The sequence below is a fragment of the Fibrisoma limi BUZ 3 genome, from assembly GCF_000296815.2.
GTDB classification, from domain to species: domain Bacteria; phylum Bacteroidota; class Bacteroidia; order Cytophagales; family Spirosomataceae; genus Fibrisoma; species Fibrisoma limi.
On record NZ_CAIT01000005.1, the window covers coordinates 514,744 to 540,840 of the forward strand.

Here is a 26,097-nt window from a genome sequence, read left to right on the forward strand (position 1 = left end):
TTCGGGGAAATCCGCAACTTAGGCATCTGTTTACCGACGTATTCCTAAACGCTAACCAGTTCCCGTATGGCTACCTCGCGCCGACAATTTCTCCATAACTCAACCCGACTGGCTGCTGGAGCCGGTCTGACGGCCCTGCTTCCTGATGACGCTGCGGGTGCTCCCATGTTCCGAACGTATTCGGCCGCCGATACGGTCTCCGTTGTTCTGATTGGTTGCAACAGCATGGGCTGGGCCGATCTGTCGTCTATGCTGAAGCACCCCGGCGTTCGCTGCATCGGGCTCTGCGATGTAGACAGCAACGTCCTGAACCGACGGGCGGCCGACCTCGAAAAACTCAATGCCCGGCTGCCGGTCGGTACCGCAGCCCCGACTAAGGCGACGCTGTACAGCGACTTTCGCAAGGTGCTGGAGAATAAGGATGTCGACGCCGTTATTATCGGCACACCCGACCACTGGCATTGCCTGCCGACCGTTATGGCCTGCCAGGCGGGTAAGGATGTGTACGTAGAAAAACCACTGGCCAACAGCATCGAAGAGTGTAATCTGATGGTAGCAGCGGCTAAAAAACACGGCCGGATCGTGCAGGTAGGGCAGTGGCAGCGCAGTGGTACGCACTGGAAAAACGCGCTCGACTACGTGCGTTCCGGCAAAATAGGTCGGGTGCGGTCGGTGAAGACCTGGGCGTTCATGACGTATGGCAAAACATTTCCGGTTAAGCCCGACGAGCCGGTACCGGCCGGTGTCGACTATGAGATGTGGCTCGGTCCGGCACCCAAACGTCCCTTCAATTCTAACCGCTTCCACGGTAGTTTCCGGTATTTCTGGGACTATGCCGGTGGGTTGATGACCGACTGGGGGGCGCACATGATCGATGTGGCTTTGTGGGGAATGCAGGTGACCGCGCCCCGATCGGTGGTGGCAACGGGCGGAAAATTCGGCTTCCCGGACCACGCCAGCGAAACGCCCGATACCATGCAGGCTGTGTATGATTTTGGCGACTTTTCGGTGCTTTGGGAGCAGTCGCTCGGCACGGGGCGCGGTCCCTACGACCGGGATCATGGCGTGGCCTTTATTGGCAACCTCGGTACGGTGGTGATCGATCGCGGCAAATGGGAAGTGCTGCCCGAAGTAGAGGGCGGCAAGTACCTGACCGAAGCCATGCCTGCCCAGCGGGGCGATGGCCAGGACCTCGACAGGCACACGCTGAACTTTCTGGAATGCATCCGAAGTCGGCAGGCACCCAACTGCCCGGTTGAGGCCGGTCGCAACGTGGCACTCAACGCTCAGTTAGGCAACATTGCGTATCGGACGGGGCGGAAAGTGGTCTGGGACGATGAGAAAGGCACGATTGCCAACGATCCCAAAGCTGACGAGCTGGCGCGGGCACACTATCGTAGCCCCTGGCGGCTCCCTACCGTCTGATCGGTTAATTCGGTAAGGGTAGGTACACGGTAAACGTAGCCCCCTGACCGGGTTCACTGCGGGCTGTAATGTAGCCGCCGTGGTTGTCAACAACGCGTTTGCAGATGGCCAGGCCGATGCCGGTGCCCGTGTATTGACTTCTGCCGTGCAGGCGTTCGAATAACCGGAAAATCCGTTCCTGGTACTTCATATCGAAGCCGATGCCGTTGTCGGCAATATCGAGTGCAACAAATGACCGCGACTGTCCAAAGAGGGGTACGGGTAAGTCGCCGGGGTCAACCTGGCGGGCGTGAATGGCGATTCGGGCTACCTCGCGGGGGATGGTAAACTTCAGCGCGTTGCTCAGCAGGTTCTGAAAGAGCTGCCTGAGCTGCGTTGCGTCGCCGGTCAGCGTTGGGAGTGGATCAACGTGTATCTGAGCCTGGTGTTCAGTAATGGCAGTTTCGAGATCGCCCAGTACTTCGCGGGTCAGTTTGTTCAGATCGACTTGCTGGTAGGGCTGTTGATGCGTGGCCGTTCGGGAGTACATCAGCAGTGCCTTGATAAGGTCCTGCATCCGGGCGGCTGCACCCTGCATCCGCTGAATCAGGGTGCGGCCGTCGTCGCCAACCAGCGGACCGAACTGCTCGCCCAGGAGATCGCCGAATGCCTGAATCTTGCGCAGCGGCTCCTGCAAATCATGGCTGGCTACGTAGGCGAACTGCTGTAAACTTTCGTTGGAGCGTTTCAGATCCGCTACCGATAGCTCGAGTTGCTGCTGGAGGTGTTTGCTCGACGAAATATCGACGAACGAAATCAGAATCCTGCCTTCGCCCAGCGGGGTCACGGCAATATCGTACCAGTTTTGCAGGCCATCAAAGTAGTAAGCCGTTTCAAACCGTTGAATTTCGCCGGTGCGGGCCGTATGAAGATAATACGTCATAACACCCGACCTGGGCAGCGAGGGGAAGGCTTCCAGGAGCGTGCGCCCAATCAACTGGTCGACCGGGCGACCATTCAGCCGGGAGGCCGCCTGATTTGCCAGCGACATGCGCAGATCGTAAATATCGCCATTGTCGTCCCGGACAGGGTCGCAGGCCAGCAGACCGTTCAGCGAGCCATCGACAATCTGTTTGAGGTCCTGGGCCTGCTGCTGCTGGTCGAGCTGGGCCTTTTTGATGGCCGTGATGTCGAGAAACGTAATAATTACGCCGTGATGGTGTTGTACCACGGAGATATCGAACCAGATCGTTCCGTCGGTATTGGACCATTCAAACCGCGCTGGCTCACCTGTTTCGGCTACTGCCCGGTAGCGGTCGAACAGGCCATTCGTCATCTGATGCGGAAACACCTCGGATTGGAGCCGGCCGAGCAGATCCTCCGGTCGTCGGCCGGTAATCTGGCGCATCGTCTGGTTGACCAGGGCAAAGCGGAAATCAATCAGTCGATTGGCTTCGTCCCGAATGGCATCCAGCTTGGTGATGCCCGTCAGCGAGTTGTCCATGACCGTTTGTAGAAGCGACGAGGTTTGTTCGCGGGCCATCTGCGCCTTCTTGACAGGCGAAATGTCCACGAAGTTGACCACGATACCGTCGCTCTGCGGGGCTACCTGAATATCGAACCATCCCCGCACGCCATCGGCGTAATAGGGCAGCTCGAACCGGAGTGGCTGACCGGTTTCAATGGCTTGTTTGTAAAAATCGAACAGGCCGCCAGTTTTGTAGTATGGAAAGTACGTACTGACGCGCTGCCCCCGGAGCGATTCGACCGAGCGACTGGTTAGCTGGGCCAGTGATGCATTAACATCCGCAAAGTAAAAGTCGATGATGGTGCCGGTTTCGTCCCGTACCGGAGTCATCAGGGCGATACTGGTCAGCGAGCCGTTCAGGACGCTTTGCAGGCGGCTGGCTTGCTGCTGCTGGGCCAACTGCGCCTGTTTCTGAAGCGAAATGTCGATGAAGGTAACGACAATGCCGTCTTCGAATTTTACCGCGTTAACATCGTACCAGGCCTGAAGTCCATCAGCCTCGTAGTAGCGCTCCAGGCGCTGATTCACACCGGTTTCTACCGTGATTACATAGGCATCGAAAAAACCGACTTCCCGATTGGCGGTAAAAAGCGTAAGCATACGCTGCCCCACCAATTCATCGGCGGGTTTATTCAGCAGATGACAGGCCGCCCGATTGGCGCTCGTGCAGGTAAAATCAATGATCTGTCCGTCGTCGCTTCGAACAGCCGTAAAGGCCATTATCCCATTAAGCGAGGCATCCAGGATGGCCTGCAGGCGAGTTGTAGAAACCAGTTCCTGATGGTCAGACACAATACTCATCGTGAGTAGTGAATACGTAATTGATGCCCTGATGGATAGAAGTCAAGCCGGTACAAAACAGCAGTGCGTTTCAGGCGGCTCATAAACGAGTAATAAATAGTAAAATAACACCGAGGTTGCTGAACCGTGGGTGGTTTTTTATAAAGCTTATCCACCGGTCTGGTCGTGGTGGTAACCGTCCGTTGGATTAAACGTTTGGTAGGTTCTGCTAGTTATGCCTTGCAGTATAGCTGCTGCTCAACCATCTTGTGGCCGAATTGGTACAGTGCTCATGAACGTTGCTGAAAGTAAAACGCCGGCTGGTCGCCCACCTTCTATCTGGGAGGCCTTTCGGGTTACTATGTTCCGGGCGGTCTGGACGGCTGCTTTTGTCTCAAACATTGGCACCTGGATGCAGAACACCGCTGGGGTCTGGCTCCTGACGACCCTGTCGGGTTCGTCGGTGCTGGTCGCGCTGATGCAAACGGCTACCAGCCTGCCGGTTTTTCTGCTGAGTGTACCCGCCGGAGTTATCGCTGATCTGCTGGACCGGCGTCGGCTGCTGCTCACCACCCAGGTTTTTATGGCTACGGCGGCCTTAACCCTGGCCATCACAACGCTGCTGGGCGTAGCAACGAGCTGGTCGGTGCTGGGGCTGACGTTCCTGCTTGGCGTTGGGGCTGCGTTTAATGCCCCGGCCTGGCAGACCGTCGCGTCGGAGATCGTACCCCGACCGTTGCTGCCCGCTGCGCTGACGCTCAATGGCGTCAGCATCAATGCGGCCCGGGCGGTTGGTCCCGCAATCGGGGGACTGATCATCGCTTACTATTCGCCGGGCTACGTTTTTCTGCTCAACAGCCTGTCATTTGCCGGTACGTGCTGGGTGCTGTACCGCTGGAAACGCCCACCGCTGAAGACCGACCTGCCTGCCGAAAACTTCGTAAGCGCGCTGCGGGCAGGTATCCGCTACGTTCAGTTTTCGCCCTCTATCTACGCCATCATGATCCGGGCGTCGGCGTTTACGTTCGGGGCCAGTGCGTTGTGGGCGCTGCTTTCGCTGGTAATCGCTCAGAAATTCCGGCTTAATTCCGGTACGTACGGCATCATGCTGTCGTGTCTGGGGGGCGGTGCGGTAACGGGGGCGCTGCTGATGGATTACATCCGGCAACTGCTGACTACCAATCGGCGCATCATCCTGGGCATCACAGGCTTTGCGTTGTCTACGTTGGCCCTTGGGTTGCTGCCGTCGGTGACCTTCCTGTATCCCATAATGTTTCTGGCCGGTATCTGCTGGCTGCTGTCCCTGACCAGTTTCAACGTAGCGGTTCAACTAAATCTGCCAAAATGGGTGCAGGCGCGGGTACTGAGCATCTACCTGCTGGTGTTTCAGGGAGGGATGGCGTTCGGTAGTTTATTGTGGGGCAGCGTGGCCAGTCGCTTTGGGCTGGAAACGGCGCTGATTGGAGCCGCCGGCTGGTTGCTGGCCAGTACGCTGCTGGCCTTTCCGTTTCCGCTTCGGCAGGCGGATAAACTGAACCTGGCTCCGGCCGGAACCTGGACCGACCCCGAGAACCATGCCCAGGTCGATGCCGACGACGGCCCGGTGGTCGTTATGATCGAGTATATCGTCGATCCGGCCCGATTGCCCTACTTTCTCAAAGCCGTTGAAAACCTCAAGCAGGTCCGCCTGCGCGATGGTGCTCTGCGCGCGGGCGTTTTTACGGACATTGCGCGACCGGAGCGGCAGGTTGAATTTTTTACGGTTACGTCCTGGGGCGAACACCTGCGCCAGCACCAGCGGTTCACGCAGGAAGATGTCGCGGTCGAACTGGCCGTCCAGCAGTTTCACACGAGTCCTAATCCGCCGGTCGTTACGCATTTCGTAGCCCGCACCGACAAGTTTACGGATATGCCCGTACCCCTGCCGACTACCGGAACAGCCGCTACGCTGGAAGGGCAGTAGCCCGAAGCTTTTTTCAGGAAGCTTTGCTTTCCGGGTAGATTTTTTTGTGGTGAGCGAGTTGTTTCGCGTATTGCTCCGGTGTCAGGATGGTTTTGTATTTCTGTACCAGTTCAGATTCAACTTCAACGGCCAGTACCCGGAGCTTCTGCGCGTTCATACCCGACCGTTTCAGCTTTTTAACCCCTTCGTTAAACTTCACGGTGGCGTCGGTGATGAGCTGACGGGCCTTGGGAAGTTGCTGATCGGTCAGCTTAAGGCGCTGCTTATCGGCCTTCACCACCGAATTTACCACCATGCCGATGGTTGCGCCATTGTTCAGCAGCACAAATTTTTCCTTCTCGACAGGTTTGGCCGACGTAGTCGTTGCGGTCTGGGGAGCCGATGATTTTGCTGCCTGGGCCGGTTTTGCCTGCGGAACCGGTTTGGTTTGCGAAAAGCTAACAGTCGATACAGTAACTACTATGCTGAGAGTAAGGAAAAGCGATTTCATGAAGGCAGCAAATTTAGACGGGCTAATATAAACCATTTCGATTGTTGCCCGAAGCCACCTGCTCGAATTGCGCTGGAGGTCGTATGAAATGCGTTTCAGTATTACAGATCATAGTCTGGCCGGAGACCGATCAGCCGGTAACGCATCAGCCCACCAGCGTTGTGCTTAGTGGGCTGATAGCGAAAGACGTTGCAAGGAAAAAGAAAATGTGGATAGAAGTATGGCGTACTGATTACTTCATTCGTATATGCTGGCTGAGTTGGCTCAGGTAACAGGTTCTGTAAAAAAAGAGTTGGCTGGTGGCTGGCAGGGCTGTGGTGTCAGGTTCGTAACCTGACACCACAGCCCTGCCAGCCACCAGCCCATAAGCCTGAAATCAATACAAAACACAGCCTGCTTCCAATCGGGTAGCGATTACCTCGTCAGAAAACAGGCTGTGAAACAAGCGCCGGATGTTTGTGTGGACGGAATCGGAAAGCTTACTGCTCAGTACGCTTCAAGTCTTTTCCGGTCCGGCTCCTGGATACGACTTCATAGCAACCAGATATATATTCCGTTTGGAATGCAGAAAGTGACACCCAGCTCGTAAAATTTTCGCAAAATAAATTTCCTGGATGGCTGATACGTCATTGGATTTACCCGCGAAACAGGGTGTACGACAGCGTCAGGTCCAGGTTGTGCGACAGCATACGCGGTGTCGGATTGGTCCGGAGCCGGATAAACTGCGGCTCGTAGCTGAGGGCCAGCTTATAACCCCGGGGCAGGAACGTTTTCTTCAGCCATTCGACCCCCAGCGAAACCCGCGGACTGACCGAAAAACCCAGCGTTGGATTGTTAGCCGGGTCGATCACGACGGCGTGGTTGGTATACGTGAGGCCAAGCGGAATACGAACGTTCGGACCGAGACTGGCGAACAGACCGAACCGGTTGGCCGAAAACCCGGCACCCTGCCGACGGGCCGACGGACTCCAGCTAACCCGCGGATACACGGTGACGTACCGTAGCGTGAAGTCTTCAATAAGCCGCTGGTTGTTGCCGTTGCCGAGCAACGTACCGTAGCGTTGCTGCGACCAGGCCACTTCCCCTTCAAACCGCCAGGGCTGCTGCCATTTAAACCGGCTGACCGACAAGCCGAGGTACAGGTTGGCGGCTTCGGTGGGGGAATACAGCAGGGCGTCGACGGGGTCGCCGTTCAGCCGGAACTGCGGCCGACCCACCACGGTCAAACCGGCGACCAGTCCAACGTCCCAGAACGTACGTTCGGAATGCAGGGCTACGTAGGCCGCACCGGCCGCGTCGGCAAAGTAACCCGCCCGGGCGATGGTCTGCGGCCGGGCCTTAATTTCGTTCCAGAATTGCCTCATGGCCCAGATGCGCTTGTCGAACGTCAGGTGCGTAGCGGATTCAACCGAAGCCTTTGGTGCGCGTTTACGACGGGGAGAGGTAGGCGTGAAGTTTCGCCCGGGCACGTCGACGTATAAGGTGTCATAACTATTCTCCAGCGCCTGAAATTGAAACCGGGGATCATTACGGAACAAATACCATAGTCCAAAAAAATCGGCCTCTAGTTCCTGCGCCTGCGGACCGGCCAGCGCCAGTTGGAACAAGGCCCCCTTTTTGCCCTTCGTTTCCTGATTGTAGGCCCGGTCGAGATCAATGAACGACTGACGACCATCGAGATGTCCCAGTACGTGATGACCAATTTCGTGGGCCAGTACGTGTTGGTCAACCCAGGTCATGGGAGCGTCTTTCTTCGTAATTCGGTTCAGATAATCATTGTTGTACGTAATGTAGCGCTCCATCCGCTCACAGATCAGAGCCGTTGGAATGGTACATTTGGTTTCCTTAATCCGAATGGTTTCAGTGAATTTGAGATGAGCGTACCGCTTCATGTCATTCAGCATCTGCTCAACCCGTTTGATGGCTTCGGCTTCGCTCGGCAGGAAGCCACGGCGGTTTGTCGGTAAATCTTCGCACCGGCACTGGGTGGCGAGTTGCGCATCGGCATTGGGCGTCAGCAGGAACAGAAAGCCCCAGGTAATCAGGGCGTAAACAATAGAGGTTGTGGCGTGTCGAGACATTCGCTTAGAAGACGGCGTGGTTGGTTAGGCGGTTGCACGTACAATTTTCGCTGCTCTGCGTTAAAAAGCAACTGTACCGACTGCCATTGCGTCGTATCGCGTGAATTTTTTAAATAAACCGTCAGCGTATCGCGGCAGAAGGTATAGGTTTGAGGTTCCTGCTGGCGACTGTTCTCAAACCAGCGCAGCCAGACCGATCCGCCGTAGTCGTCGTAGCCTTTCGTAGTTTCGTCGAGCAGGAGTCGTACATCACGCTTTTCGGTCCTGACCAGTTCCGGGGTAGCCGGGGGCCACAGCAGCCAGGTGACGACGCCGAGCAGCCCGGCCACGCAGGCGGCCATGGCGTAGGTGTTCCAGCGCCGCGAACCGCCCGACAGGGGTCGTACGGTTGCGTCGGCTTCGGCCGCCTGTACCGCTTCCCACAGAAGCCGGTTTTTGTCCTGCCGGGTCACTTGGGTCAGCATACGGTCCAGCTCAACGTCTTCCTGAAACGTTGGGTCGTCGCGCAGCAGGGCCAGATACTCCTGGTATTCAGCATCGGTCAGCGTGCCCTGGCGGTGTTTTCGGATCAGTTGCTGGCGGTCGGTCATCAGGCAGTGGCTAACTGGTGTTGCGAAGCGCCCCCTCCGCGAGCACAAATTTTTAGTTTATCCAGGCTCCGTTTGTAGATGCCTTCCAACGATTTGACCGACTTTTTCAGACGACTCGCCAGCGTTTGGAAGGGCACCGTGTCGCTGTAGTCATCGTCGTGGTGGGCGTAGATAATATCGCGTTCTTCCTGTGAAAGCGCTGCCATGCATTTACGGAGTTTGGCGTACCGATAATCATCTTCATCAGCGGTATCGTCCATAGCAGGCAGGTCGCCCGGGTCCGCACTACCCACCGCATCGTCTTCGTCGGCAGGTGGTTCAGTATCGCTGATGGGCTGTTTGTAAAAACCAGTGAGCAGCTTCCAGATGGCCCGGCTTTGCTTCACGAAACCAATCAGGTATGTAGTTAACCCGGCATCCAGATAAAACGAGTCAGGATTGGCCCGAAACCCGTTCACTTTCTGCATGAAGTCAAATTGGACCTGGCTCACAATCTCATTTATGCCATTCAGCAATTCCGGTTCCGGGGGCCGTTCTTCGTCAATCACTCGCCGACGTATCCAGCCGCGTACGTTACCCAGGGCTTCGTCGATGAAGGCCGCTTCGTTGGGTCCCCGGAACAAAAATACCCAGAAAGCCGACTGCTCAAAAAAATAGTCTTTAATGACCGGAAAGCAGAGCTCGACCCGTTCTTCCCGCAACCAGAATACAGGTTCTTCTGATTTCTGTCGTTTAAACCAGGCTACAAAAGCCCGGAGGGTGCGCCGGGCCACAATTGGGAGGTCGTCGGGTTGCAGCAGCCGGATGATACGGTGATGGTGGGTGCCCTTCTGGCTGTTTTGCCAGTACGTAAGTCGCTTCTGGATGGCCAGTTGCAGGGATTTGTCGGCCGCGGCAGCCGCTTCCGGCGACAATTTGCTGAGTTGCTGCTTCCAGCGGCAGACCGTGATCAGCTCGTCCAGTACTTTCTCGTAGTGAGAAATGAAATACCGATCGTTTTCGGGCAGCGTTTGAATCAGTCCGCACAGTTCGAAGATAACAATCGCTCGGAGCGGGCCATTGGCCGGGTTGCTCGGCGGCAGTCTACTGTCGAGCAGCGGGTCGAAAATGGCCTTGACCTGTCGGGCGAAGGCAAGCGCTGATGCAGCGTCGGTGAGGGTACGGCCCTGCCTGACCAGCGCCTGAATGTCGGGCTTTCGGCGGGATGACCAGAAATCAAACAGGGCCATGTCTATCTCGGGTGTGGAACGAACGGCCGGGTTAGTCCAGCCACTGGGCCAGTTTTATGCGCCACCAGACTTTCCAGCGGTCAATGGCGTTGACGCTGTACTCGCAGTCGACGCAACTCGTAAATTGATTGTACAGGCGCTCGGCTTTGTCGGGCTGACCGCTTTTCAGGTAGGCCACGGCCAGATGCCACTGCGCGGCTTCCCGAAAATACGGCCGGATGTCGGTGGCAGTCAATACCTGCTCAAAATTTTTGACCGCCAGCGCGTATTGCCCTTCCGTGAGGTGAGCCTGCCCATCAAAAAACTGCCCGAATACCCGTTTCTGAACGGTTGCCGTGGTGTCGTCGGCGAGACTACGCGTGACGCTCAGGTCATTTTCCGAGTCGGGGACCGTAATAGGGCTGAACGACATATAGAGTACGAGCATGGCGGCCAGCGCGACGACACTCCCCAGCGAACGGGTAATCACCCGAAGCTGCTGGGTGCGTCGTCGGTCGCGAACCTGGAGCTGTCTGATTGTATCGATGGCCTGTTGTTCCAGAAAGGCTTCCTTCATCAGGTCGTGGGTGCGTTTTAAAAGGTTGACGTCGGTATCAAACGCCGGATCGGCCTGTCGTTCAGCCTCGACTACGGCGCGTTCGTCGGCGGTCATCTGGCCGTTTAGATAGCGCTCAACCCAGTCGTGTTCGGCTTCTTTGTCGGTTGGTCGTTCCATACACTTGTTAATTTTTTCAGTTCCTGGATACAGCGATATTTTCTGGTTTTGGCGTTATCGGCCGTGCCTAAACCCAACTCAACGGCAATCTGCTCCATCGTCAGGTGGTCGCGGTAGAAGGCCGTGAGCAGTTCGCGGCACCGATCGCCCAACTGGTTGAACACCGCCCAGGAGGATTCCACTTCTTCGGCGTTCAGGTACAGTTGTTCCGGCGTGGGCGTGTCGGGCAGCATGGACTGTTCGCGGTCGTAGCGTTCAAAGCGGGCCGTCCGGTTTTTCCGAAGCTCCAGTTCTCGCAGCCACTTCGTCTGGGCGATGCCGTAGATGTATGTCGTCACCTTCGTATCGCTGCGAAGCTGGTATTTACCATCCCATACATTCTGCAGGAAAATTAGAATGACGTCCTGAAACAGGTCGTTGGCATCGTCTTCGTCGCCGTGCTGCCGGGTCACCAGCCGGGTAATGGGTTTCTGGCACTGATGATAAAGAAACTGCACGATGGCGCGGGTAAGCCGTTCATCCCTGGCCAGTAGGCCATCCACAAGTTCCTGATCGGTAAAGGTTTTGGGCATAGCGGTGGGGCTGCTTTGTCTCTTTATGCGTTACCGATAGCTGAATGTAACAGGCGTAAAAAAAATTTTTAGAGAAAGCGAGGAAAATCAAAATGCCAGCGCGTAAAGCTGCGAATTCGGACAGGCCGGGTTCGTAAAACCTTAAGCTTTATGCGTACTGCATTAAAAAACATCCTGGTAGTTGCCGCTGTGGCGATTACGTTTTCACTGGTCGGTTGCCAGCCTGAGCCAATTGAGCCCAAGTCAACCGGTAAGAAAATTCAACTTCCGTCTGAGTCGGTTCAGTCCGATGACGAAGACCAGCCACCAAAATCAGGTAACAACGGTGGAAATGGCGGTAACTAACGCGTAAGTAATTGATCAAAGCCTCCGAAAGGGGGCTTTTTTATTGTCCGGTAGTCAGATAAATCCTTATCGACGGCTCATCAACCGGCCAAGTCTGTTACGTTGCCAAAACGCCACCCCAATCATTCCAACTAAAGCCACCAGCCAGCCTGCATGACCTGAATGCGATACCGGCATCACGGGCGCATGATTACCCAGCAGGACGTAGTTCGCCCAATAATACGGATGGTCATATTTGGCCCGCAATGGAGACTCAAAAAAATCCAGCCGGGCCCGCTGCAGCGCTTCATCCGTGGATAAACCCTGCGTCAAATACTCGTGCAGGCGGATCGTCAGGAAGGACGTTGTCTCGTCGTTGGCCTTCCAGAGTGTCGAAATAACGGATGGACAACCGGCGAAGGCGAACGCACGCGCCAGCGACAGAACGCCTTCACCGGCTATTACCTTACCCGAGCCCGTTTCGCAGGCACCCAGCACGACCAGGCCTGTTGACGATAAAGAAAGGTTATAAATATCATCGGTGTATAATTTATCCGTTTCGCCGGGAAAGAACGCGATGTGTGAATTGGCTGGATCGGTATCGTCGGTTTTGGCGTGGGTAGCGAAGTAAATCACAGGGCGGTCTAGATTGGTGCGCTGAAAAGTTCGCAGAGTAGCAGCCGGACCGAGCAGGAGTTGTCCGCCAATAGCGCGGGCTTCGGCTTCACTGGACCCCAACGGCTTCAGATTATCCTGGCGATTAACGGCTTCCTCTACGGCTGAGGCCCGGGCGAAGGGGGCCACCATCAGCACCGGTCGGCTGGTCGATGCCTGCCTGGTCGGCTGAAAAAAAGCCTGGGCCGATACGGTGTACGCAATAGCGTACTGTTTGGTCAGGTAGTCATTCGCCTGCCTGCCGGTTTCGAGTACCTCGAACGGCAGAAAATTGAAACTCCAGTCGCGGGCTATGATCAGTCTCGTTTTTCCGTTCAGATACGGCCGCATCGGCTCAATGCAGGTGGCGTATAACTCGGCCGCACTATCCATGCCCTTGTAGCGGGCGAAAATAGGGTCCTGATACAGTTCCTGCTGAAGGGTGGCTAACTGCCTACTGAAGCGGGTGGAGTCAATCGGTTGCCGGATAACGTCTATACGGCTGCGTGTCGCCACGAGCATGAACAGGTTGTTTCTGGTCCGGACATAGGCAACGTAGGCCGTCCGGTTGTCCAGGTGTTGCTGCAGGGTCTGCGCGCTCAGCGTGGTTTGCTGATACTGAAGCTGGTAATAGGCGGGATAATCCTGCCGAAAGGTTTCCAGTAACTGATGCCACGCCAACTGCCGGGCTGTGAGCTCGACACTGGCGGCTGAATCGCCGGCGGGGCGTCGGCGCAGTTTGTTGATCTGCTGTTTTAGCTTCTGTTCGCGTTCAAGCAACGCAGCGGGAATGGTGCGGGGTTTGATGGCATTGAGTCGCAGCGCTTCGCGCAGACTACCTGCCTGGGCCTGTTCAAACAGCCCAACCAGGATGTCGCGCAGGGACTGACTGGGCTGACGTTGGTAGGCTTCGAACGTCAGGTCGATGGCATCCGGTACGAGCGTGGGCTGGCGGGCCGCAAACAGCAGTTGGGCGTGTTCGGTATCGATACCGTGACGAACACGTTCCTGTAGTTGAACACCGTAGCGGTAGGTATCAATGGCCGCAGTCAGATACGCCGGCTGGCGGTTGGTGCGGTACACTTGCTTCAGCAGGGCCGCTTTACGAGAAACGGCCAGTAATAGCATTACCTCATCGGAAACAGCATCGGCAACAGGGTTTTGCCATTGACGTAGCGGGATGGTCGTATCGCGGCAAACGGTTTGGATAGCAGTCTGGTAAGCCTGTAGCGCCCTGGCCGGTTCGTGTCGGGCTTCGTACCAGCGCCCTTGTTCAATTATGACTTTTGCCAGCAGCGGTCCCCGGTTCCCCAGGTGCTTCTGGTGCAATTGAATGGCTTTTGACGAGTAACGAGCTGCTTCGGTCAGTTGGTTTGCCGACCGATGGCAGCTACTGATCATGTACCACAGGTTAATTTGATAGGATAAATAATCGGTTGGTAATTTTCGGGGTAGCCGGCTTAGAACCTGATCGGCCAGAGCAAAATAACGCAGTGCTTCCGGGTAGCGGTGTAGTTTTAATAAAGTCCAGCCAAGTCCCGATAGGTTTCCGCATTTCCGTATGTCATCTACTTTGTAATTAGCATGAGCGGCAAGTCTATGCTGCAAGGCTTTCTCAAAATCTCCCATTTGTTCAAAGCAACCGGCCAAGTTACCTTCAATATAGGTCAGATCACTCTGCATATCATACGTCAAGGCCATCTGCCGGGCTTTGGTCAGGTACGTTAAGCAACGGGCATAGTTTTCGGTCCTTAATAGCCAATGGCCCTGGTTGTTCAGGTGAAAGAGTACGTACAGCGGAATCTGCTGCTCAATGCGTGGATTATGGGCGAGCAAGGCATCGGCCCGGCGAAAATAACTGCGGGCGGAGTCGGGGTAGAATAGCTCAATGTAGTACGTTCCCAGGCTGGAGTAGAGCTTGAACAGGGCGGAGTCGGGCGGAGTAGCCACCGCACGGAGGTGTTGCAGGCCGGTCAGGCAGCGGTCGGCGGCTTTCCGGTTGTGGCCCTTCATGTAGTCCATGCTGCTGAGGTCTACGCAGAGGTTGGCGGCCCGCACGGGATCGGTTCCACGGACAAGTTGATACGCTTTCTCGTAGTAGGTGGTGGCCAGCTCGTAATGGCCTTTGCCGTATTCTGTTTCGGCCCGCTGGCGATACGTATCGGCCAGTTGGGACTGACCCCGGCCAGGTCGTGGCAGCAGCGCCAGCACGAACAGCACAAACAGGAAAGGCGACTTCATAGCGGTGGATGGAAAGCTGAATTTGGCTGAGGGATTGGTGGTGCGGTGGTGTCAGGTGCAGCACCACCAATCCCTCAGTTAATACAACACAAACTTACTCTTTAGACTTAACCGGCTCAGTAGGTCACTGATAATCAATCACCACGTCGTAAGCGCCGGAGTTATCCGTCAAAATATTGTCATTGACGTGAAATGTTACCTCTATATACTGACGACCGTTGGTTTGAAACGTACGTTTAGCGCTCCAGTATTGCCAATCAGGCTCGTTGTCAACTTTATACATTAGGGCCGCGTGGAACATGCTCGGAATGATGCTATATTCGGCCAAAGAGAATTCGAATAAACCTTCTCCAAGTTTTCCTTCGGGGCCACTATTGCCGACCCATTCTCCTACAACCATTGTCCCTGAAGCCTTTATAGCAATTGTCCCCTGTTTGTCTAACTTAATCGTCTTCGTGATCAAATTATTTACCTTGAGCGAGCAGGGCAGGAAGCTGACACTGGTCAGGTCTTTGCAGGAGGTCGTGTATAGCTTGTTGATCGCCAGTGAGTCAGTTTTGGATGACGTAACGGCCTGCCCCACAAACAGGGGCGACATCAGTGAACCCGTTTCACTGGATGAGGTCATGCCCAGAAACACGCCCGCCTGATACGCTACGGCCTTGGTCAGGGCGTTGGGGGTCCAGTCGTAGGCGTTGCTCAGCAGGATGGCATAGGCACCGTTGCTTTCCTGCCGCAAGGCCGACACTGTCAGCGCCGACCCGCGCACCAGCCCGATTGGCACCGATACGGCCTGCGCTTGCACAACCGACGGGTCCGCAAAACGTACGGTCAGTTCCGGGCGGTCGACGAGTTCCAGAAAGCCAACGTTGGCCGACAGGCGTTGCCAAACCCCGAGACCAGCCCGGATGGCTTCGCGTTGCGTATCGTTGTCGAGTCGGTTGTAGGTGTTGGCGATGGCGAACCGAAACGCGCAACCGGTCGACGGTCGGCGGGCTACGGCGTTTTCGGCACCGACGTACACCAGTCGCGAGGCCTCCGGCGGGGCTTCCTGACACTGCACGAACAAGGTGGCCAGGACTAGTACAATAAGCGCAAATCGGGGTAGTGCGGATAGACGAGACACGGCTGTGGAACGAAGCAAAATGGTGGTGGAATGAGTCAGCAATATACTGACCCTGATTTATTTACCCGCCAATTTTTCGTTTTCGGTTGATGTGGCTAAATTAATACTGCTACCCCCAACCCCCTGAAGGGGGCTTAGCGCTGCTAATATCAGGTGTCCGAATCAGGCGGAGCTAAGCCCCCTTCAGGGGGTTGGGGGTAAAGTGACATTACAACGTTACGTAATCAGTATGATATGATTTTCAAGTCGCCAAAAAGCAGTAACAAAAGAAGCCCCCGCTACCGAATTGACTGGTCGCGGGGGCCAATAAATACAAAAACTGAATACTTAGATTGCCTTCGCTTTCATCTGCTTCACAGCGTAGTCCACCGCCCGGGCCGACAGGGCCATGTATGTCAGTGAGGGGTTCTGCGTTGAGGTGGAGGTCATGCAGGCGCCGTCCGTCACGAATACGTTCTTGACGTTGTGCATCTGATTCCACTTGTTAAGCAGCGACGTTTTCGGGTCTTTACCCATCCGGACACCCCCCATCTCATGAATGTCGAGACCCGGATTCCGCTTGTCGTCGCGGGTGCGGATGTTGGTGAAGCCAGCCGCCGTAAACATTTCTGTCATCTGCTCCAGATAGTCCTTCACCATCTTCTCGTCGTTATCGTCGTAGCCCACCGCAATTTTCAACTGCGGGATGCCAAACGGATCTTTCAGCGACGAATCCAACGCGACGTAGTTGGTTTCTTTCGGGATGGTTTCACCCATCATGTGCGAGCCAACGTACCAGCCGCCCAGGGTGGGATTCATCAGATTTTCTTTCAGGCTAGCCCCCAGGCCATCGCTGTTTGTACGTGACATCCGACCGGCTGAGAAACCGGCCGCGTAGCCCCGTAGGAAATCTGTCTCCTGCTTGTGCAGGTTGCGGAAGCGCGGAATGTACGGACTGTTTGGGCGCTTGCCTTCGGTGGTCGAATCGAGGTAACCGTCGTACTGCGCCGAAATACCCGCTCGGTAATTGTGGAACGCTACGTACTTACCCAGCAGGCCGTTGTCGTTACCCAGGCCATTGGGGAAGCGGCTCGACGTTGAGTTCAGCAGAATCAGGTTCGTGTTCAGCGCAGCCGCGTTGACGAAGATGATACGGGCGTAGAATTCCTGCATTTGCTTCGTGTTGGCGTCCACCACCCGAACGCCGGTTGCCTTACCCAGCTTCTCGTCGTAGATGATCGAATGCACGACCGAATCGGGGCGCAGGGTCATCTTACCGGTGCGGGCCGCCCAGGGAATCGTTGACGCATTGCTGCTGAAGTAGCCACCGTAGGGACAGCCGCGTTCGCAGATGGTCCGGTGCTGGCACTGCGCCCGGCCCTGCTCCAGGTGAATGGGCTGCGGCTTCGTGATGTGCGCGGCCCGGCCCATAATTACAGGTCGGTCCTTGTATTTACTGGCCATCTGCTGCTGGAAGTGTTTCTCCACGCAGTTCCACTCGTGCGGGGGCAGAAATTCGCCATCCGGCAGTTGCGGCAGACCGTCCTTGTTGCCTGAGATACCGGCAAACTTCTCAACGTAGCTGTACCAGGGCGCGATGTCCTTATAGCGAATCGGCCAGTCAACCACGAAGCCGTCGCGGGCCGGACCGTCGAAGTCAAAATCGCTCCAGCGCTGGGTTTGCCGCGCCCACATCAGCGACTTACCGCCAACCTGGTAGCCCCGAATCCAGTCGAAGGGTTTTTCCTGCACGTAGGGGTGCTCGGCATCCTTGACGAAAAAGTGTTCTGTGCCTTCGTAAAAGGCGTAGCACTTGCTGATGATGGGGTTGGCGTCGCGTACTTCTTTCCGCAACTGGCCCCGGTGCTCAAACTCCCAGGGGTTGAGCATGGTCGTTGGGTAGTCCGTTACGTGCCGGACATCCCGGCCGCGTTCCAGAACCAGTGTACGTAGTCCTTTGCCGGTCAGTTCTTTAGCCGCCCAGCCTCCGCTGATGCCGGAGCCAATGACGATGGCGTCGTAGGTATTTTCTTTTTTCGCGTCAATTGCAAAATTGGCCATGTCTTCTGGGTTATTTAGCTGGAGTTTGGGAAACCGCTTTCGTAGCCGGAACCGGTACGCAGCCGTGGTAGTAGCCGGGAGCCATGACGTAGTGCGTCAGGTTCGTCATTACGTATTCAGAGGTCATGTAACCGCGGATGGTCAGGCCCTTTACGAAGTTGAAAAACTCCTTCTGCGCCGAATCCGTTGATTGCGACATTGCCTGAAGCAGTTCCGTACGCTGCGTCGCATCGGCGGCTGCGAAGTCTTTGCCGAACTGCTGCTGCGCCATAGAGGCAACGGTTTCCAATCCTTTCTTGAGCTTTTCCTGCGACGGCTGGTCGTAGCAGTCGGCGACGATTTTCTGGATCAGGGTATGCACACCCAGGGCCTTAGCGCCCGGCGTGTCGGTTGCCGGAATAATCGTCTCGACAACCTCGGCGAGGAGGGCATCCTCGGCAACCGTCAGCGAGGGCGTAAACGTCCGGACCGAGGCTTCGGTCCAGTTGGTAGCCCACGTCGGCAGGCTGATTAACCCGCCAATGGCACCGGCCATCGTTTTCAGGGCACTACGTCTTTCCACAGTAATAGAACAACAGGTTGATGACTAAGACTCCGTTAAATCTGTGAATAGGGGGTTGGTTCCAGAAATACCCGAATGATGTTGGACACCGTATTGGCGTATTCGGGCAGTTGCGATACGCGTTTCCAGTCCGGATTATCAACAAACTGCTTCCAGTTGGCATCGCGCTCCTCCATGTTCTTGAACGTCAGCATGTAGGTCAGGCAGGGCATGTGTTCCCCCGCCATCACTTCGCCGAAGAATACCGGATTCAGCCCGGTTTTATTGAAGATAGGCAGCTCATCCACGTTGAACATCTTCACTTTCCGCCGAACGGCATCTTCCGCGAACCCTTCATACGTCCGCAACTCAAAGATACGACTTTCCCGGTTAGGAATCACCATTTTGGGCAGGGCGTCGAAGGCGTTCATGAGGGTGGTCGAGTAGCGGGCGAAGGGCGCTTTGTCGGGTGTCAGGCTGACGTATGCCTGACTGGCCGTAGCAAACGCTTTGTCGTCGGCCAGCTTCGTTGTCAGGTTGGCGTAATCGTCCCACGAAGGATGCGGAATCAGGACGTACAGCCTGGCGGGTTCAGTCTTGCCCATTTCTTTAAAGACACCCACGTTCTTGATGTTCTGCCGGTTCAGGGCGGGTATCAGCGCATCTTTCAGGTAATTTTCAGTAGCCGGGCTGGAGCCACCGCGTAGCTGATAGGTGCGCAGTTCATACACTTCTTTTTTCGGCGCTTTGGGTTCGGCCTGGGCGGTCGTCAGGGCGGAAGCGGCCAGTACGGAGGCCGACACAAATTGTCTACGTTTCATCGTGTTAGAGGGGTTAATTAAGCAAACGGGGCACAATGAGCACAGAGCGTACACGAAGCGGTTAGTTGGTTCACTTCGTGTACGTTCTGTGTTCGCGGTGCCGCCAGGGTTAAATTCAGCACTTACTTAGAGCCAAACTCTGGTTGAAGAGCTTCAATCGCGGCCGCGAGGTAGACAAACGGCGCATTCCAGTTGATGGCAATTTCGTTGGACGCGTACGAGCAGTCGTTGTCCAGAAAGGTTTCGTCCGGCGACGTAGCCGTGTAGCCGGGACACTTGTCCTGTTTGGGTGCGCTACCGTTGGGGCCACCCGAAAGCAGGCCCGGCACCGGCTCGTCAACGCCATCGGCTACCGATGGGCGGTGGTGGGGATGCATCACAGGTTTGTCGCCGAAACCAGTCAGGAACGAGTAGCCGGTGGCGTTGCGGCCCAGCAGGAAATCCAGGTTGGCCAGGGCATAGGCCAGGTATTTCTTGTCATTCGTCAGACGATACGCCTGAATCAGCGCGATGCCCTGATTGGCGGCCACCGAACTGCTGCCCCAGATGTAGTCGCGGGCCGATTTGCCCATCACCGTTCCGTACGGGTTCTGATCAGTGCCCTGAATCAGTTCATCGGCAAACGTAGTCAGGCGTTTCTTCAGGGCGGGTACGTCTTTTTTACCCGTAGCCGTCAGGTTGTCGGCAAAGCGGGCGAGGGTATAGTAGCCAAGTGTGCGCACCTGATTCCAGGAAGGCAGGGGCGTTTTGTCGTCGGGGTACAGGTTAACGGCAGTGTAGTAGGCATCGTCCTTGGTGGTGACGTACAGTTCCGCAGCCGCCCAGATCCATTCGTCACTTACGTTGCGGTCGCCATAGGCACCCGTCGATACGTCGGGGTCAAACTGGCGGTTCATGGCTTCCTGCTCATACAACACAGCCGGGTTCTGTTTTGCCCAGTTCCAGGCTTTCACGGCGGCCGTCAGGCACGAATCGGCCAGTCCCGGTACGGCCCGGTTGTTGCGCCGAAAAACCCGGCTCGCCTGGGCCATCACGGCAGCGAAGTCCAACGTTGCGGCCGTACTTTTCTGCACAACGTAGCGATCTTTAGTCGCTTTGTCGGGCATGATCATCCCGTCGAATTTAGCGTTGGTCAGCTTGTGGTACACCCCACCGTCGGTTGGGTCCTGCATGGTCAGCATCCAGCGCAGGTTCCACAGGGCTTCGTCGAGCAGGTCGGGCAACTGATTGCCGGATTCCGGAATGTCAACTTTCAGTGACGTGGTGTACGCGGGGAAATCTTCGTACACCGACAGCAGCGTACCCATCGTAATGCCTGAGTTGACGATGTAGCGGTTGTAGTCGCCGGCATCGTACCAGCCCTTCGATGAGGCAATGACCGTGTTTTCCGGGCGACCCGGTGATACGGCCGATGCGTGAACCAGCGCCCGCGAATCGGGATGGCCTGCGGGGCGGCTCCACTTGCCGGCGTAGCGGACGGGCAGGTCAACGGATACCCGCTGGTAGTAAAACCCTTTGATCGATCCGGCGGCAACCGCCTGGTGAACATTCGGCCTGATCTCGAACGGATACGAATGGCCCATACCCGGAACGACCACGACGTACGTACCAGGTTTGATGAATTTCGAAAAATTAGCCTGACGATTCACCTTGCCCGACAGCGGATTGGTCTGCGGGTTGGAGAGCGTACCGGTAAATACCACGGTTTTAAGGTCTGGTGTCGCCACCTGGAACGTAGCGCCCGACTCACCGACGACCACGGCGATTTTGGGGGCACTGGGATAAAAACCGACCTGGTTGAGTCGAATGGACTCGGAAACGGATTGGGCCCGGGCTGTCAGGACGCAAAGCAGGACACCGAACGGACTCAGGACCCGGGTGCAAAAATAGAGTATGTTCATTGTTCAGGGTAGTCTCCAGCAAAACGGAGCAAGAACACAATTCTACTGATTTTATCCAAGTGTTTAGTTAATGGACGGCTCTACCGCTTCTGTCCGGCAGTTCGGCTGATGATGCACCGGAAAATTGCAGGAGTTGGCTATAAAACAAAGTTTGTTGGCTTGAGCATGCAGTTCGTTCGCCCGGTCAATCATGGACTCCTCCGCGACCGTCACGGTTGGGCGAAGGGTTACCTCGGAAAAATGCCCACCACCGTCCGGGGTTTCAACCATAGTACCGGTCGCCTGATCGACGTAGTCCGTCACGATGATACCGTTCTGAGCGCAGAGGTGCAGGAACCAGAGCATGTGGCAGGTCGACAGCGAAGAGACCAGTAATTCTTCGGGATTATGCCGGGTAGGGTCGCCCCGAAAGGCCGGATCGGACGAGCCAAGGATGTCGACTTTGTTCGGAACCTGGATGGTGTGACTGCGGTCGTAGGCGGTGTAGGTTTTGGTGCCCTGACCTTTGTTGCCGGTCCATTGAACCGTCAGGGCGTAGTGGTGCTGTCCTTTCATGATGTATGAGGGGTTGCCAAAAGTATTGTTACAGGTAGTTTAGCCTTTTTGTCATCTGGCGGCCCAGTCGTGCTTCAGAATGACAAAAATCAGGATGCCAAAAACAAGAAGACAAAGATAGCCTGATGTGGTCCTTCTATTCAAAAGCTCCTCAGGTGAGTTGATGACCTCTATGATTAAGGAACCGGGCCTTCAAACAGCAGCAGTTCCTCGCTGTCGTTTATTAGCCTGAACCGTTTCTGAAAACGTAATCCTAATTTCTCAATGAGTCTGATTGAGGGCTGGTTCGTCGGGGTGACAATGGCGGCTACGGCTTTCAGGCCAGGCTTGGCGAGTTCATGGGCCAGAACGGCCGATGCTGACTCAAAGCCGTACCCTTTTCCTGCGTGATCGGGCAGGAACGCAAACCCGATATCAGGCTTATCCAGGGTTTCCCGCTGAAGCAAACCACAGAGGCCGATGGGCGTATCGGTATCCTGTAAGGCAACCCGATACAGACCAAAACCATGACGCTCGTAGCTGCTCATTGGACCATGTAGCATGTAGTTACGCGCATCATCGAGCGTTCGTACCCCGCGATCCCCGATGTATGTTAGCCAGGATGGCGTGTTGAGCAACTCAAGAATAAACGGGGCATCCTGAATGGTTAAATGACGAAGACGTAGGCGCTCGGTTACCAGAAGATCCATGCGATGTAAGCCAATACGGCTCCGCCGGCTACTGCCCCGGCGGAGCGAAAAACGTTAATAGGCCGAAGATAACGTACGGTAAGCTTTCGACCGCATAGCCACTAACGTAATGATAAGTCCGATCAGGCCAGTCAGCGTAAACAGCAGGGCCAGACCACGGGCGGTGCCGGTGCCGAACCAGGAGCCGATCCAGTCTACGCCGGCGCCGGTGGTCATGAACGGAATGAAGATGAACTGCGCGATCGGGCCAATCATGAACGCGGTAAGGGGCGAGGCCGCCTGCTCGACGCTCTGGGCGAAACCAAACACCCGGCCCTGGCGCTCAGGAGGAATTACCTTCTGGATGATGGTCTGCTCGGCCGCTTCAACCACGGGAATGAGGCATAAGTAACCAAACATACCCGCTGCAAGCAGGACAATGGACGCCTGAATCGTAAAGAAAACGCAGACGGTCCACATGGCGATGTTGGCCAGAAAGAGCGTCCGTAGCGGGTTTTTACCCAGACCAACCCGGGCAACCACCAACCCGCCGATGATGAATCCGAGACTCAGGACCCCCCACAAAATACCCCAGGTCTGAACCGACGCCAGTGAAAGGCCGTAAGCATCCATGAGCGACATGAACACCCCACCCAGGAAGTTGTTGAAGGTATTGAAAAAGATCAGGCCAAACATGCCGGGAATGAGCTGTATTGCCCGAATCGTACCGCGAACGTCGATACTGTCGTGCTGAGATTCCGTAGTTGGCGCTTCCTGCTTCGGAAACGACAGCCCCCACAGGTGGACAATGACGATGCCGGTTAAAATGATCGCTAGGATTAGGGTCCACGCCATGCCGATAAAGCCAATACCCAGCCCGCTGAAAATGGAGGCTATCAGAAACGAAACGCCGTTTGCGGTACCGACCAGTCCATTCGCCCGGTCGCGTTGTGCCTCAGGTAGTAAAATTGTCACGACGGTGGCCAGCGCAATGGACCGCATGTTGCCGGCGATTGCCCCCAGGAGCGACAGGATAATAAATGCCCAAAGGGCTAAGCTGGCGGGGTCTTTCAGAACGGCCGATGGCGTAAGGACGTAGATGGTTGCAGCTATGAGATACAGCAGCAGCGATCCCAGACTCGATAGGAGCATGGCCTGTTTCTTGGGGTACCGATCGACCAGTGAGCCGAGAAAAAAGCCGGACAGGGCAACGGTCCCCGTATAGACGCCGGCCATAACGGAAGTCGCGACGACGGATTTGGTTTCGAGGTAAACCCAGAACGTAACGGCGAACCAGACAAAGTTATTCGTCAGGGAGGCCGTCAGGGAGTTGATCAGAATGGTGTAGAATAACCGGGGCAATCGGTCGACGGCTGGCGCTGACGGGTTGATTGTTTCCATTGGGGATCATTAGTTGTGTTTACTGCGTTGTTCGTCTCAAAAATACGGCTTATTGACGGGGAACACAGGGGGGATACCGACATTTAAGGGGCTGATCCCGACAACCGATTTCTTCGCTCATGATGGCCCGATGGACCAGATACGCCAAACCCAAGCCCGCCGATGAAGCAGGTGGCCAACTTTGCAGAAGGTAGGTGATGAACGACTGAAATTGGCTAGTTGCCGGCGATCCAGTTTACAATAGCCGGTCCCCAGTAGTACAGCGTAAAGTAATACGTACCCAGGAGCAAAAAGCCGGTTGCGCACAGCAAAACAACGGACGCCGATAGTTTGAGAGCCGGCGAAGCAGTATAGGAACGTGCTCTGGCAAAGGCTTCGGCTACCAGCAGATTAGGGATGTAAAAGAAAAAAGCCATAACCATATCGAACGGGCCGCTGAACGAGCGGGTATGCCCAAGGCCATCGGTAAGGAGCACCCAGAAGCCGTAGTCCATCCGGTATAACCAGGAGCCGATAGCCAGTGCGTACAAACGTAGCGCCCACCGCCTGTGCTTATCCAGGTTTTTGGCTACGGCGTGCCGATACGTTTCTATGGCCGAAATCAACATCAAAATGCCGTAGAGGGAGAAGCCGATGTTCATCACCGAGCCGCCAATGGTGCCTTTAATGGCAATGAACACTAAGCCGCCAACGGCAGCCAGTACCGACGATACAACGTATATACGGCCAATCCAGCGGTGCAGGGCGGGGTAACGAACCCTGACGGAGTTAAGTAGCTGGATGCTGCCAAGAACCAGAATCAGGCCACCCATCGCGAAGTGAAGACCTATGCCGGTCGTGGCCGTAGTTGACCCTGGCTCGTATAGCCTTGGTAGTACGTTGTTCCAGCGATCCATGTTGCCTGCATACAGGGCGGAAGCGTAGAACGCCAGAATATACAAGCCGAAGAGCGCTGCGCTGATCCAGACGGTAGTGACCAGTAAAATACCAGACCAGTGTAGTGTTTTTGCACTCAGTTTAGTCAGTGGCCGGTGGCTTACTGGTTGCGAAACAGCCTCACTCACAACTTTTGTCATGTATACTACGCTTTGCGGATATGTTAGGTGAAAGCTAGCGACTTTTTCAACGAGTGCTCGTACTACCCCTGGTGTTTTTCGTAGACGGTATACCCCGTTTAAAATTCTGCTTTCAGGACATACCCTGGAGATGCACTTAGTAGAGGGCTTTCTCCAGGCAAACGCTTTCTTCGCTGTTAACGTAAGGACCGTATTTGGCAATGGGTTGATAGCCTGCTTTCTGGTACAGCGCAATGGATTCGGGTTGCCGGATGGCGGTTTCCAGGCGGGCGAACTGGTAGTCTGCCTCTTTGGCCCAGGTTTCCAGTTCCGTCAATAGCTGCCGGGCTATGCCTTGCCGACGCCAGGTCGGTCTGACGTACATGCGTTTGATTTCTACGCGATCAGTATCGTCGGTTTCGCGGTAGCAGCCGCAGCCCACCGGCGTTTCTCCGTCAAGAACGAGGACTACATTCGCCCCGGCCAGCGCTTTGTTAAACTGGTCGAACCAGTCCTGTTTGGCACCGTATCGATCGCGTAAATCAGCATCCAGTTCGGCGATTAATTCAAGAAAACGCGGGTCATCGTAGGTCGTACGGATAAGGGAACGCATGGCGGGGTAGGGATAGTCGGCTAGCTGTGGTCGAGCCTGTTTGGTCACGTTCTATTTACTCACAAACTCATCTTTATGACTTTTTATGTACTTGACCCTATATTCGGAAAGGCTTTTTTCTTCGTTCGTTGCGTTGAAATCTTCGTCAATCTCGCGCATCGGATCGTTATTGTTTGCTTTGCCCAGCAGTTGCAACGCGGCCGGGTTGATTATCTCCTGCTCAGCCACCATTTCTGCGTAAATTTCGCTGGCCTGCTGCAGAATATCGTCAAACGGTGTAGCTCCAAGCGTCCGGATGCCGTCTACGGCCAGGGCCGCAAACTGATCGGGTGTGTTGCGGAAAAACTGAAAGAAACCACCGTTGCCGACTTCATTTTCTAAAACCCAGGTTATATAAACAGCCTGCTGACCCTTTGACAGCGTTTTGAGTACGTCGATCTCCCTGGCCAGATCTTTGTTGACCTGTCCCGAAATCGCATCCATCACCAGTCGCTCTATTTCGGTATCGGGGGCCTTGTCGAGCATCGCCCGGGTAATGCCTGCGGGTGTTGTATTGTTAGTGCTACTCGCTGACTGACCCAGGCAAACCTGCGAACAGAACAAGATCAGGTGAAGAAGTAAGGCGTTTTTCATGGACGCGATTTATTGAGCGATTCTACTCGTGTCTTGATGGTATTTGCATGGTCGGGTTGACAACCCGACCCCACACATAGATCCCGATTGACGTGCGGTCAGGTTCGAAATCTGACTACACGCTACACACGTGGATCGAGCTTTCAAACCCGACAGCCCAACAAGGCTACTA

Annotated in this window: 22 protein-coding genes; 3 read left to right on the forward strand and 19 right to left on the reverse strand. The window is 55.5% G+C overall.

Features of this window, described 5'->3' with window-relative positions; genetic code table 11:
• The first annotated feature begins 66 nt into the window (after positions 1-66).
• Positions 67-1,425 (forward strand): Gfo/Idh/MocA family protein, encoded by a 1,359-nt coding sequence (locus tag BN8_RS06970; protein ID WP_009281114.1) that lies wholly within the window; start codon positions 67-69, stop codon positions 1,423-1,425.
• Between the two features lie 4 nt (positions 1,426-1,429).
• On the opposite strand, the gene BN8_RS06975 is transcribed toward BN8_RS06970, so the two are convergent.
• Positions 1,430-3,733 (reverse strand): PAS domain-containing protein, encoded by a 2,304-nt coding sequence (locus tag BN8_RS06975; protein WP_009281115.1) that lies wholly within the window; start codon positions 3,731-3,733, stop codon positions 1,430-1,432.
• A 271-nt stretch (positions 3,734-4,004) separates the two neighbouring features.
• Between BN8_RS06975 and BN8_RS06980 the strand changes: the two genes are divergently transcribed.
• Positions 4,005-5,675: an MFS transporter gene (locus tag BN8_RS06980; RefSeq protein ID WP_051041006.1), complete on the forward strand. Its 1,671-nt coding sequence runs from the start codon at positions 4,005-4,007 to the stop codon at positions 5,673-5,675.
• A gap of 13 nt (positions 5,676-5,688) precedes the next feature.
• Here the strand turns inward: BN8_RS06980 and BN8_RS06985 are convergent, their stop codons facing one another.
• The 6 genes from BN8_RS06985 to BN8_RS07010 form a co-directional block, all read right to left on the reverse strand.
• Positions 5,689-6,165, reverse strand: coding sequence for a hypothetical protein (locus BN8_RS06985; RefSeq protein ID WP_040005595.1), 477 nt, complete (start codon positions 6,163-6,165; stop codon positions 5,689-5,691).
• Between the two features lie 635 nt (positions 6,166-6,800).
• Entirely contained in the window at positions 6,801-8,246 is a 1,446-nt protein-coding gene (locus BN8_RS06990) for a M48 family metalloprotease (protein ID WP_009281119.1), read from the reverse strand.
• Positions 8,207-8,836, reverse strand: coding sequence for a hypothetical protein (locus BN8_RS06995; protein WP_009281120.1), 630 nt, complete (start codon positions 8,834-8,836; stop codon positions 8,207-8,209). Before BN8_RS06995 ends, BN8_RS06990 begins: the two co-directional genes overlap by 40 nt.
• Positions 8,836-10,065, reverse strand: coding sequence for a hypothetical protein (locus tag BN8_RS07000; protein WP_009281121.1), 1,230 nt, complete (start codon positions 10,063-10,065; stop codon positions 8,836-8,838). The genes BN8_RS06995 and BN8_RS07000 overlap by 1 nt, the downstream gene beginning before the upstream one ends.
• Before the next feature lie 31 nt (positions 10,066-10,096).
• Complete coding sequence (locus BN8_RS07005; protein WP_009281122.1) at positions 10,097-10,780, reverse strand: tetratricopeptide repeat protein; 684 nt, start codon at positions 10,778-10,780, stop codon at positions 10,097-10,099.
• Positions 10,726-11,352, reverse strand: coding sequence for an RNA polymerase sigma factor (locus BN8_RS07010; RefSeq protein ID WP_009281123.1), 627 nt, complete (start codon positions 11,350-11,352; stop codon positions 10,726-10,728). The genes BN8_RS07005 and BN8_RS07010 overlap by 55 nt, the downstream gene beginning before the upstream one ends.
• A 150-nt stretch (positions 11,353-11,502) precedes the next feature.
• Here BN8_RS07010 and BN8_RS07015 point away from each other — a divergent pair, with 150 nt between their 5' ends.
• Positions 11,503-11,697 (forward strand): hypothetical protein, encoded by a 195-nt coding sequence (locus BN8_RS07015; RefSeq protein WP_009281124.1) that lies wholly within the window; start codon positions 11,503-11,505, stop codon positions 11,695-11,697.
• A gap of 66 nt (positions 11,698-11,763) precedes the next feature.
• Here BN8_RS07015 and BN8_RS07020 read toward each other — a convergent pair whose 3' ends face one another.
• The 12 genes from BN8_RS07020 to BN8_RS07075 all read right to left on the reverse strand — a co-directional run bounded on the left by BN8_RS07020 (position 11,764) and on the right by BN8_RS07075 (position 25,925).
• Positions 11,764-14,571, reverse strand: a complete 2,808-nt coding sequence (locus BN8_RS07020; RefSeq protein ID WP_009281125.1) for a CHAT domain-containing protein — start codon at positions 14,569-14,571, stop codon at positions 11,764-11,766.
• A gap of 124 nt (positions 14,572-14,695) precedes the next feature.
• Complete coding sequence (locus tag BN8_RS07025) at positions 14,696-15,697, reverse strand: hypothetical protein (protein ID WP_229367805.1); 1,002 nt, start codon at positions 15,695-15,697, stop codon at positions 14,696-14,698.
• Between the two features lie 327 nt (positions 15,698-16,024).
• The gene (locus BN8_RS07030) at positions 16,025-17,737 is read right to left on the reverse strand and encodes a GMC oxidoreductase (protein ID WP_009281127.1); all 1,713 of its coding nucleotides are present in this window, start codon (positions 17,735-17,737) and stop codon (positions 16,025-16,027) included.
• A gap of 10 nt (positions 17,738-17,747) precedes the next feature.
• On the reverse strand, positions 17,748-18,272 hold the full coding sequence (locus tag BN8_RS07035) for a gluconate 2-dehydrogenase subunit 3 family protein (RefSeq protein WP_009281128.1): 525 nt from the start codon (positions 18,270-18,272) through the stop codon (positions 17,748-17,750).
• Positions 18,273-18,334: 62 nt separating this feature from the next.
• Entirely contained in the window at positions 18,335-19,099 is a 765-nt protein-coding gene (locus BN8_RS07040) for an NIPSNAP family protein (protein ID WP_009281129.1), read from the reverse strand.
• Between the two features lie 122 nt (positions 19,100-19,221).
• Positions 19,222-21,000 (reverse strand): glycoside hydrolase family 9 protein, encoded by a 1,779-nt coding sequence (locus BN8_RS07045; RefSeq protein ID WP_009281130.1) that lies wholly within the window; start codon positions 20,998-21,000, stop codon positions 19,222-19,224.
• 63 nt (positions 21,001-21,063) lie between these two features.
• Complete coding sequence (locus BN8_RS07050; RefSeq protein ID WP_009281131.1) at positions 21,064-21,555, reverse strand: OsmC family protein; 492 nt, start codon at positions 21,553-21,555, stop codon at positions 21,064-21,066.
• A gap of 176 nt (positions 21,556-21,731) precedes the next feature.
• A complete protein-coding gene (locus BN8_RS07055; protein ID WP_009281132.1) occupies positions 21,732-22,244 on the reverse strand; it encodes a GNAT family N-acetyltransferase in 513 nt (170 codons plus the stop codon).
• Positions 22,245-22,298: 54 nt separating this feature from the next.
• Complete coding sequence (locus BN8_RS07060; RefSeq protein WP_009281133.1) at positions 22,299-23,624, reverse strand: MFS transporter; 1,326 nt, start codon at positions 23,622-23,624, stop codon at positions 22,299-22,301.
• 215 nt (positions 23,625-23,839) lie between these two features.
• Positions 23,840-24,700: a DUF2306 domain-containing protein gene (locus BN8_RS07065; RefSeq protein WP_009281134.1), complete on the reverse strand. Its 861-nt coding sequence runs from the start codon at positions 24,698-24,700 to the stop codon at positions 23,840-23,842.
• A gap of 136 nt (positions 24,701-24,836) precedes the next feature.
• Positions 24,837-25,292 carry a GNAT family N-acetyltransferase gene (locus BN8_RS07070; protein WP_040005597.1) on the reverse strand — a complete coding sequence of 152 codons (456 nt, stop codon included), beginning with the start codon at positions 25,290-25,292 and terminating at the stop codon, positions 24,837-24,839.
• 51 nt (positions 25,293-25,343) lie between these two features.
• Positions 25,344-25,925 carry a DMP19 family protein gene (locus BN8_RS07075; protein ID WP_009281136.1) on the reverse strand — a complete coding sequence of 194 codons (582 nt, stop codon included), beginning with the start codon at positions 25,923-25,925 and terminating at the stop codon, positions 25,344-25,346.
• Between the last annotated feature and the right edge of the window lie 172 nt (positions 25,926-26,097).

Bases quoted from the DNA above. Each gene is read 5' to 3' on its own strand.
- BN8_RS07060 (WP_009281133.1), bottom strand. From the start codon at position 23,624: ATGGAAACAATCAACCCGTCAGCGCCAGCCGTCGACCGATTGCCCCGG.
- BN8_RS07010 (WP_009281123.1), bottom strand. From the start codon at position 11,352: ATGCCCAAAACCTTTACCGATCAGGAACTTGTGGATGGCCTACTGGCC.
- BN8_RS06985 (WP_040005595.1), bottom strand. From the start codon at position 6,165: ATGAAATCGCTTTTCCTTACTCTCAGCATAGTAGTTACTGTATCGACT.
- BN8_RS07045 (WP_009281130.1), bottom strand. From the start codon at position 21,000: ATGAACATACTCTATTTTTGCACCCGGGTCCTGAGTCCGTTCGGTGTC.
- BN8_RS07065 (WP_009281134.1), bottom strand. From the start codon at position 24,700: ATGACAAAAGTTGTGAGTGAGGCTGTTTCGCAACCAGTAAGCCACCGG.
- BN8_RS06975 (WP_009281115.1), bottom strand. From the start codon at position 3,733: ATGAGTATTGTGTCTGACCATCAGGAACTGGTTTCTACAACTCGCCTG.
- BN8_RS07030 (WP_009281127.1), bottom strand. From the start codon at position 17,737: ATGGCCAATTTTGCAATTGACGCGAAAAAAGAAAATACCTACGACGCC.
- BN8_RS07055 (WP_009281132.1), bottom strand. From the start codon at position 22,244: ATGGATCTTCTGGTAACCGAGCGCCTACGTCTTCGTCATTTAACCATT.
- BN8_RS06995 (WP_009281120.1), bottom strand. From the start codon at position 8,836: ATGACCGACCGCCAGCAACTGATCCGAAAACACCGCCAGGGCACGCTG.
- BN8_RS06980 (WP_051041006.1), top strand. From the start codon at position 4,005: ATGAACGTTGCTGAAAGTAAAACGCCGGCTGGTCGCCCACCTTCTATC.
- BN8_RS07020 (WP_009281125.1), bottom strand. From the start codon at position 14,571: ATGAAGTCGCCTTTCCTGTTTGTGCTGTTCGTGCTGGCGCTGCTGCCA.
- BN8_RS07015 (WP_009281124.1), top strand. From the start codon at position 11,503: ATGCGTACTGCATTAAAAAACATCCTGGTAGTTGCCGCTGTGGCGATT.
- BN8_RS06970 (WP_009281114.1), top strand. From the start codon at position 67: ATGGCTACCTCGCGCCGACAATTTCTCCATAACTCAACCCGACTGGCT.
- BN8_RS07000 (WP_009281121.1), bottom strand. From the start codon at position 10,065: ATGGCCCTGTTTGATTTCTGGTCATCCCGCCGAAAGCCCGACATTCAG.
- BN8_RS07035 (WP_009281128.1), bottom strand. From the start codon at position 18,272: ATGGCCGGTGCCATTGGCGGGTTAATCAGCCTGCCGACGTGGGCTACC.
- BN8_RS07005 (WP_009281122.1), bottom strand. From the start codon at position 10,780: ATGGAACGACCAACCGACAAAGAAGCCGAACACGACTGGGTTGAGCGC.
- BN8_RS06990 (WP_009281119.1), bottom strand. From the start codon at position 8,246: ATGTCTCGACACGCCACAACCTCTATTGTTTACGCCCTGATTACCTGG.
- BN8_RS07075 (WP_009281136.1), bottom strand. From the start codon at position 25,925: ATGAAAAACGCCTTACTTCTTCACCTGATCTTGTTCTGTTCGCAGGTT.
- BN8_RS07050 (WP_009281131.1), bottom strand. From the start codon at position 21,555: ATGAAAGGACAGCACCACTACGCCCTGACGGTTCAATGGACCGGCAAC.
- BN8_RS07070 (WP_040005597.1), bottom strand. From the start codon at position 25,292: ATGCGTTCCCTTATCCGTACGACCTACGATGACCCGCGTTTTCTTGAA.
- BN8_RS07040 (WP_009281129.1), bottom strand. From the start codon at position 19,099: ATGAAACGTAGACAATTTGTGTCGGCCTCCGTACTGGCCGCTTCCGCC.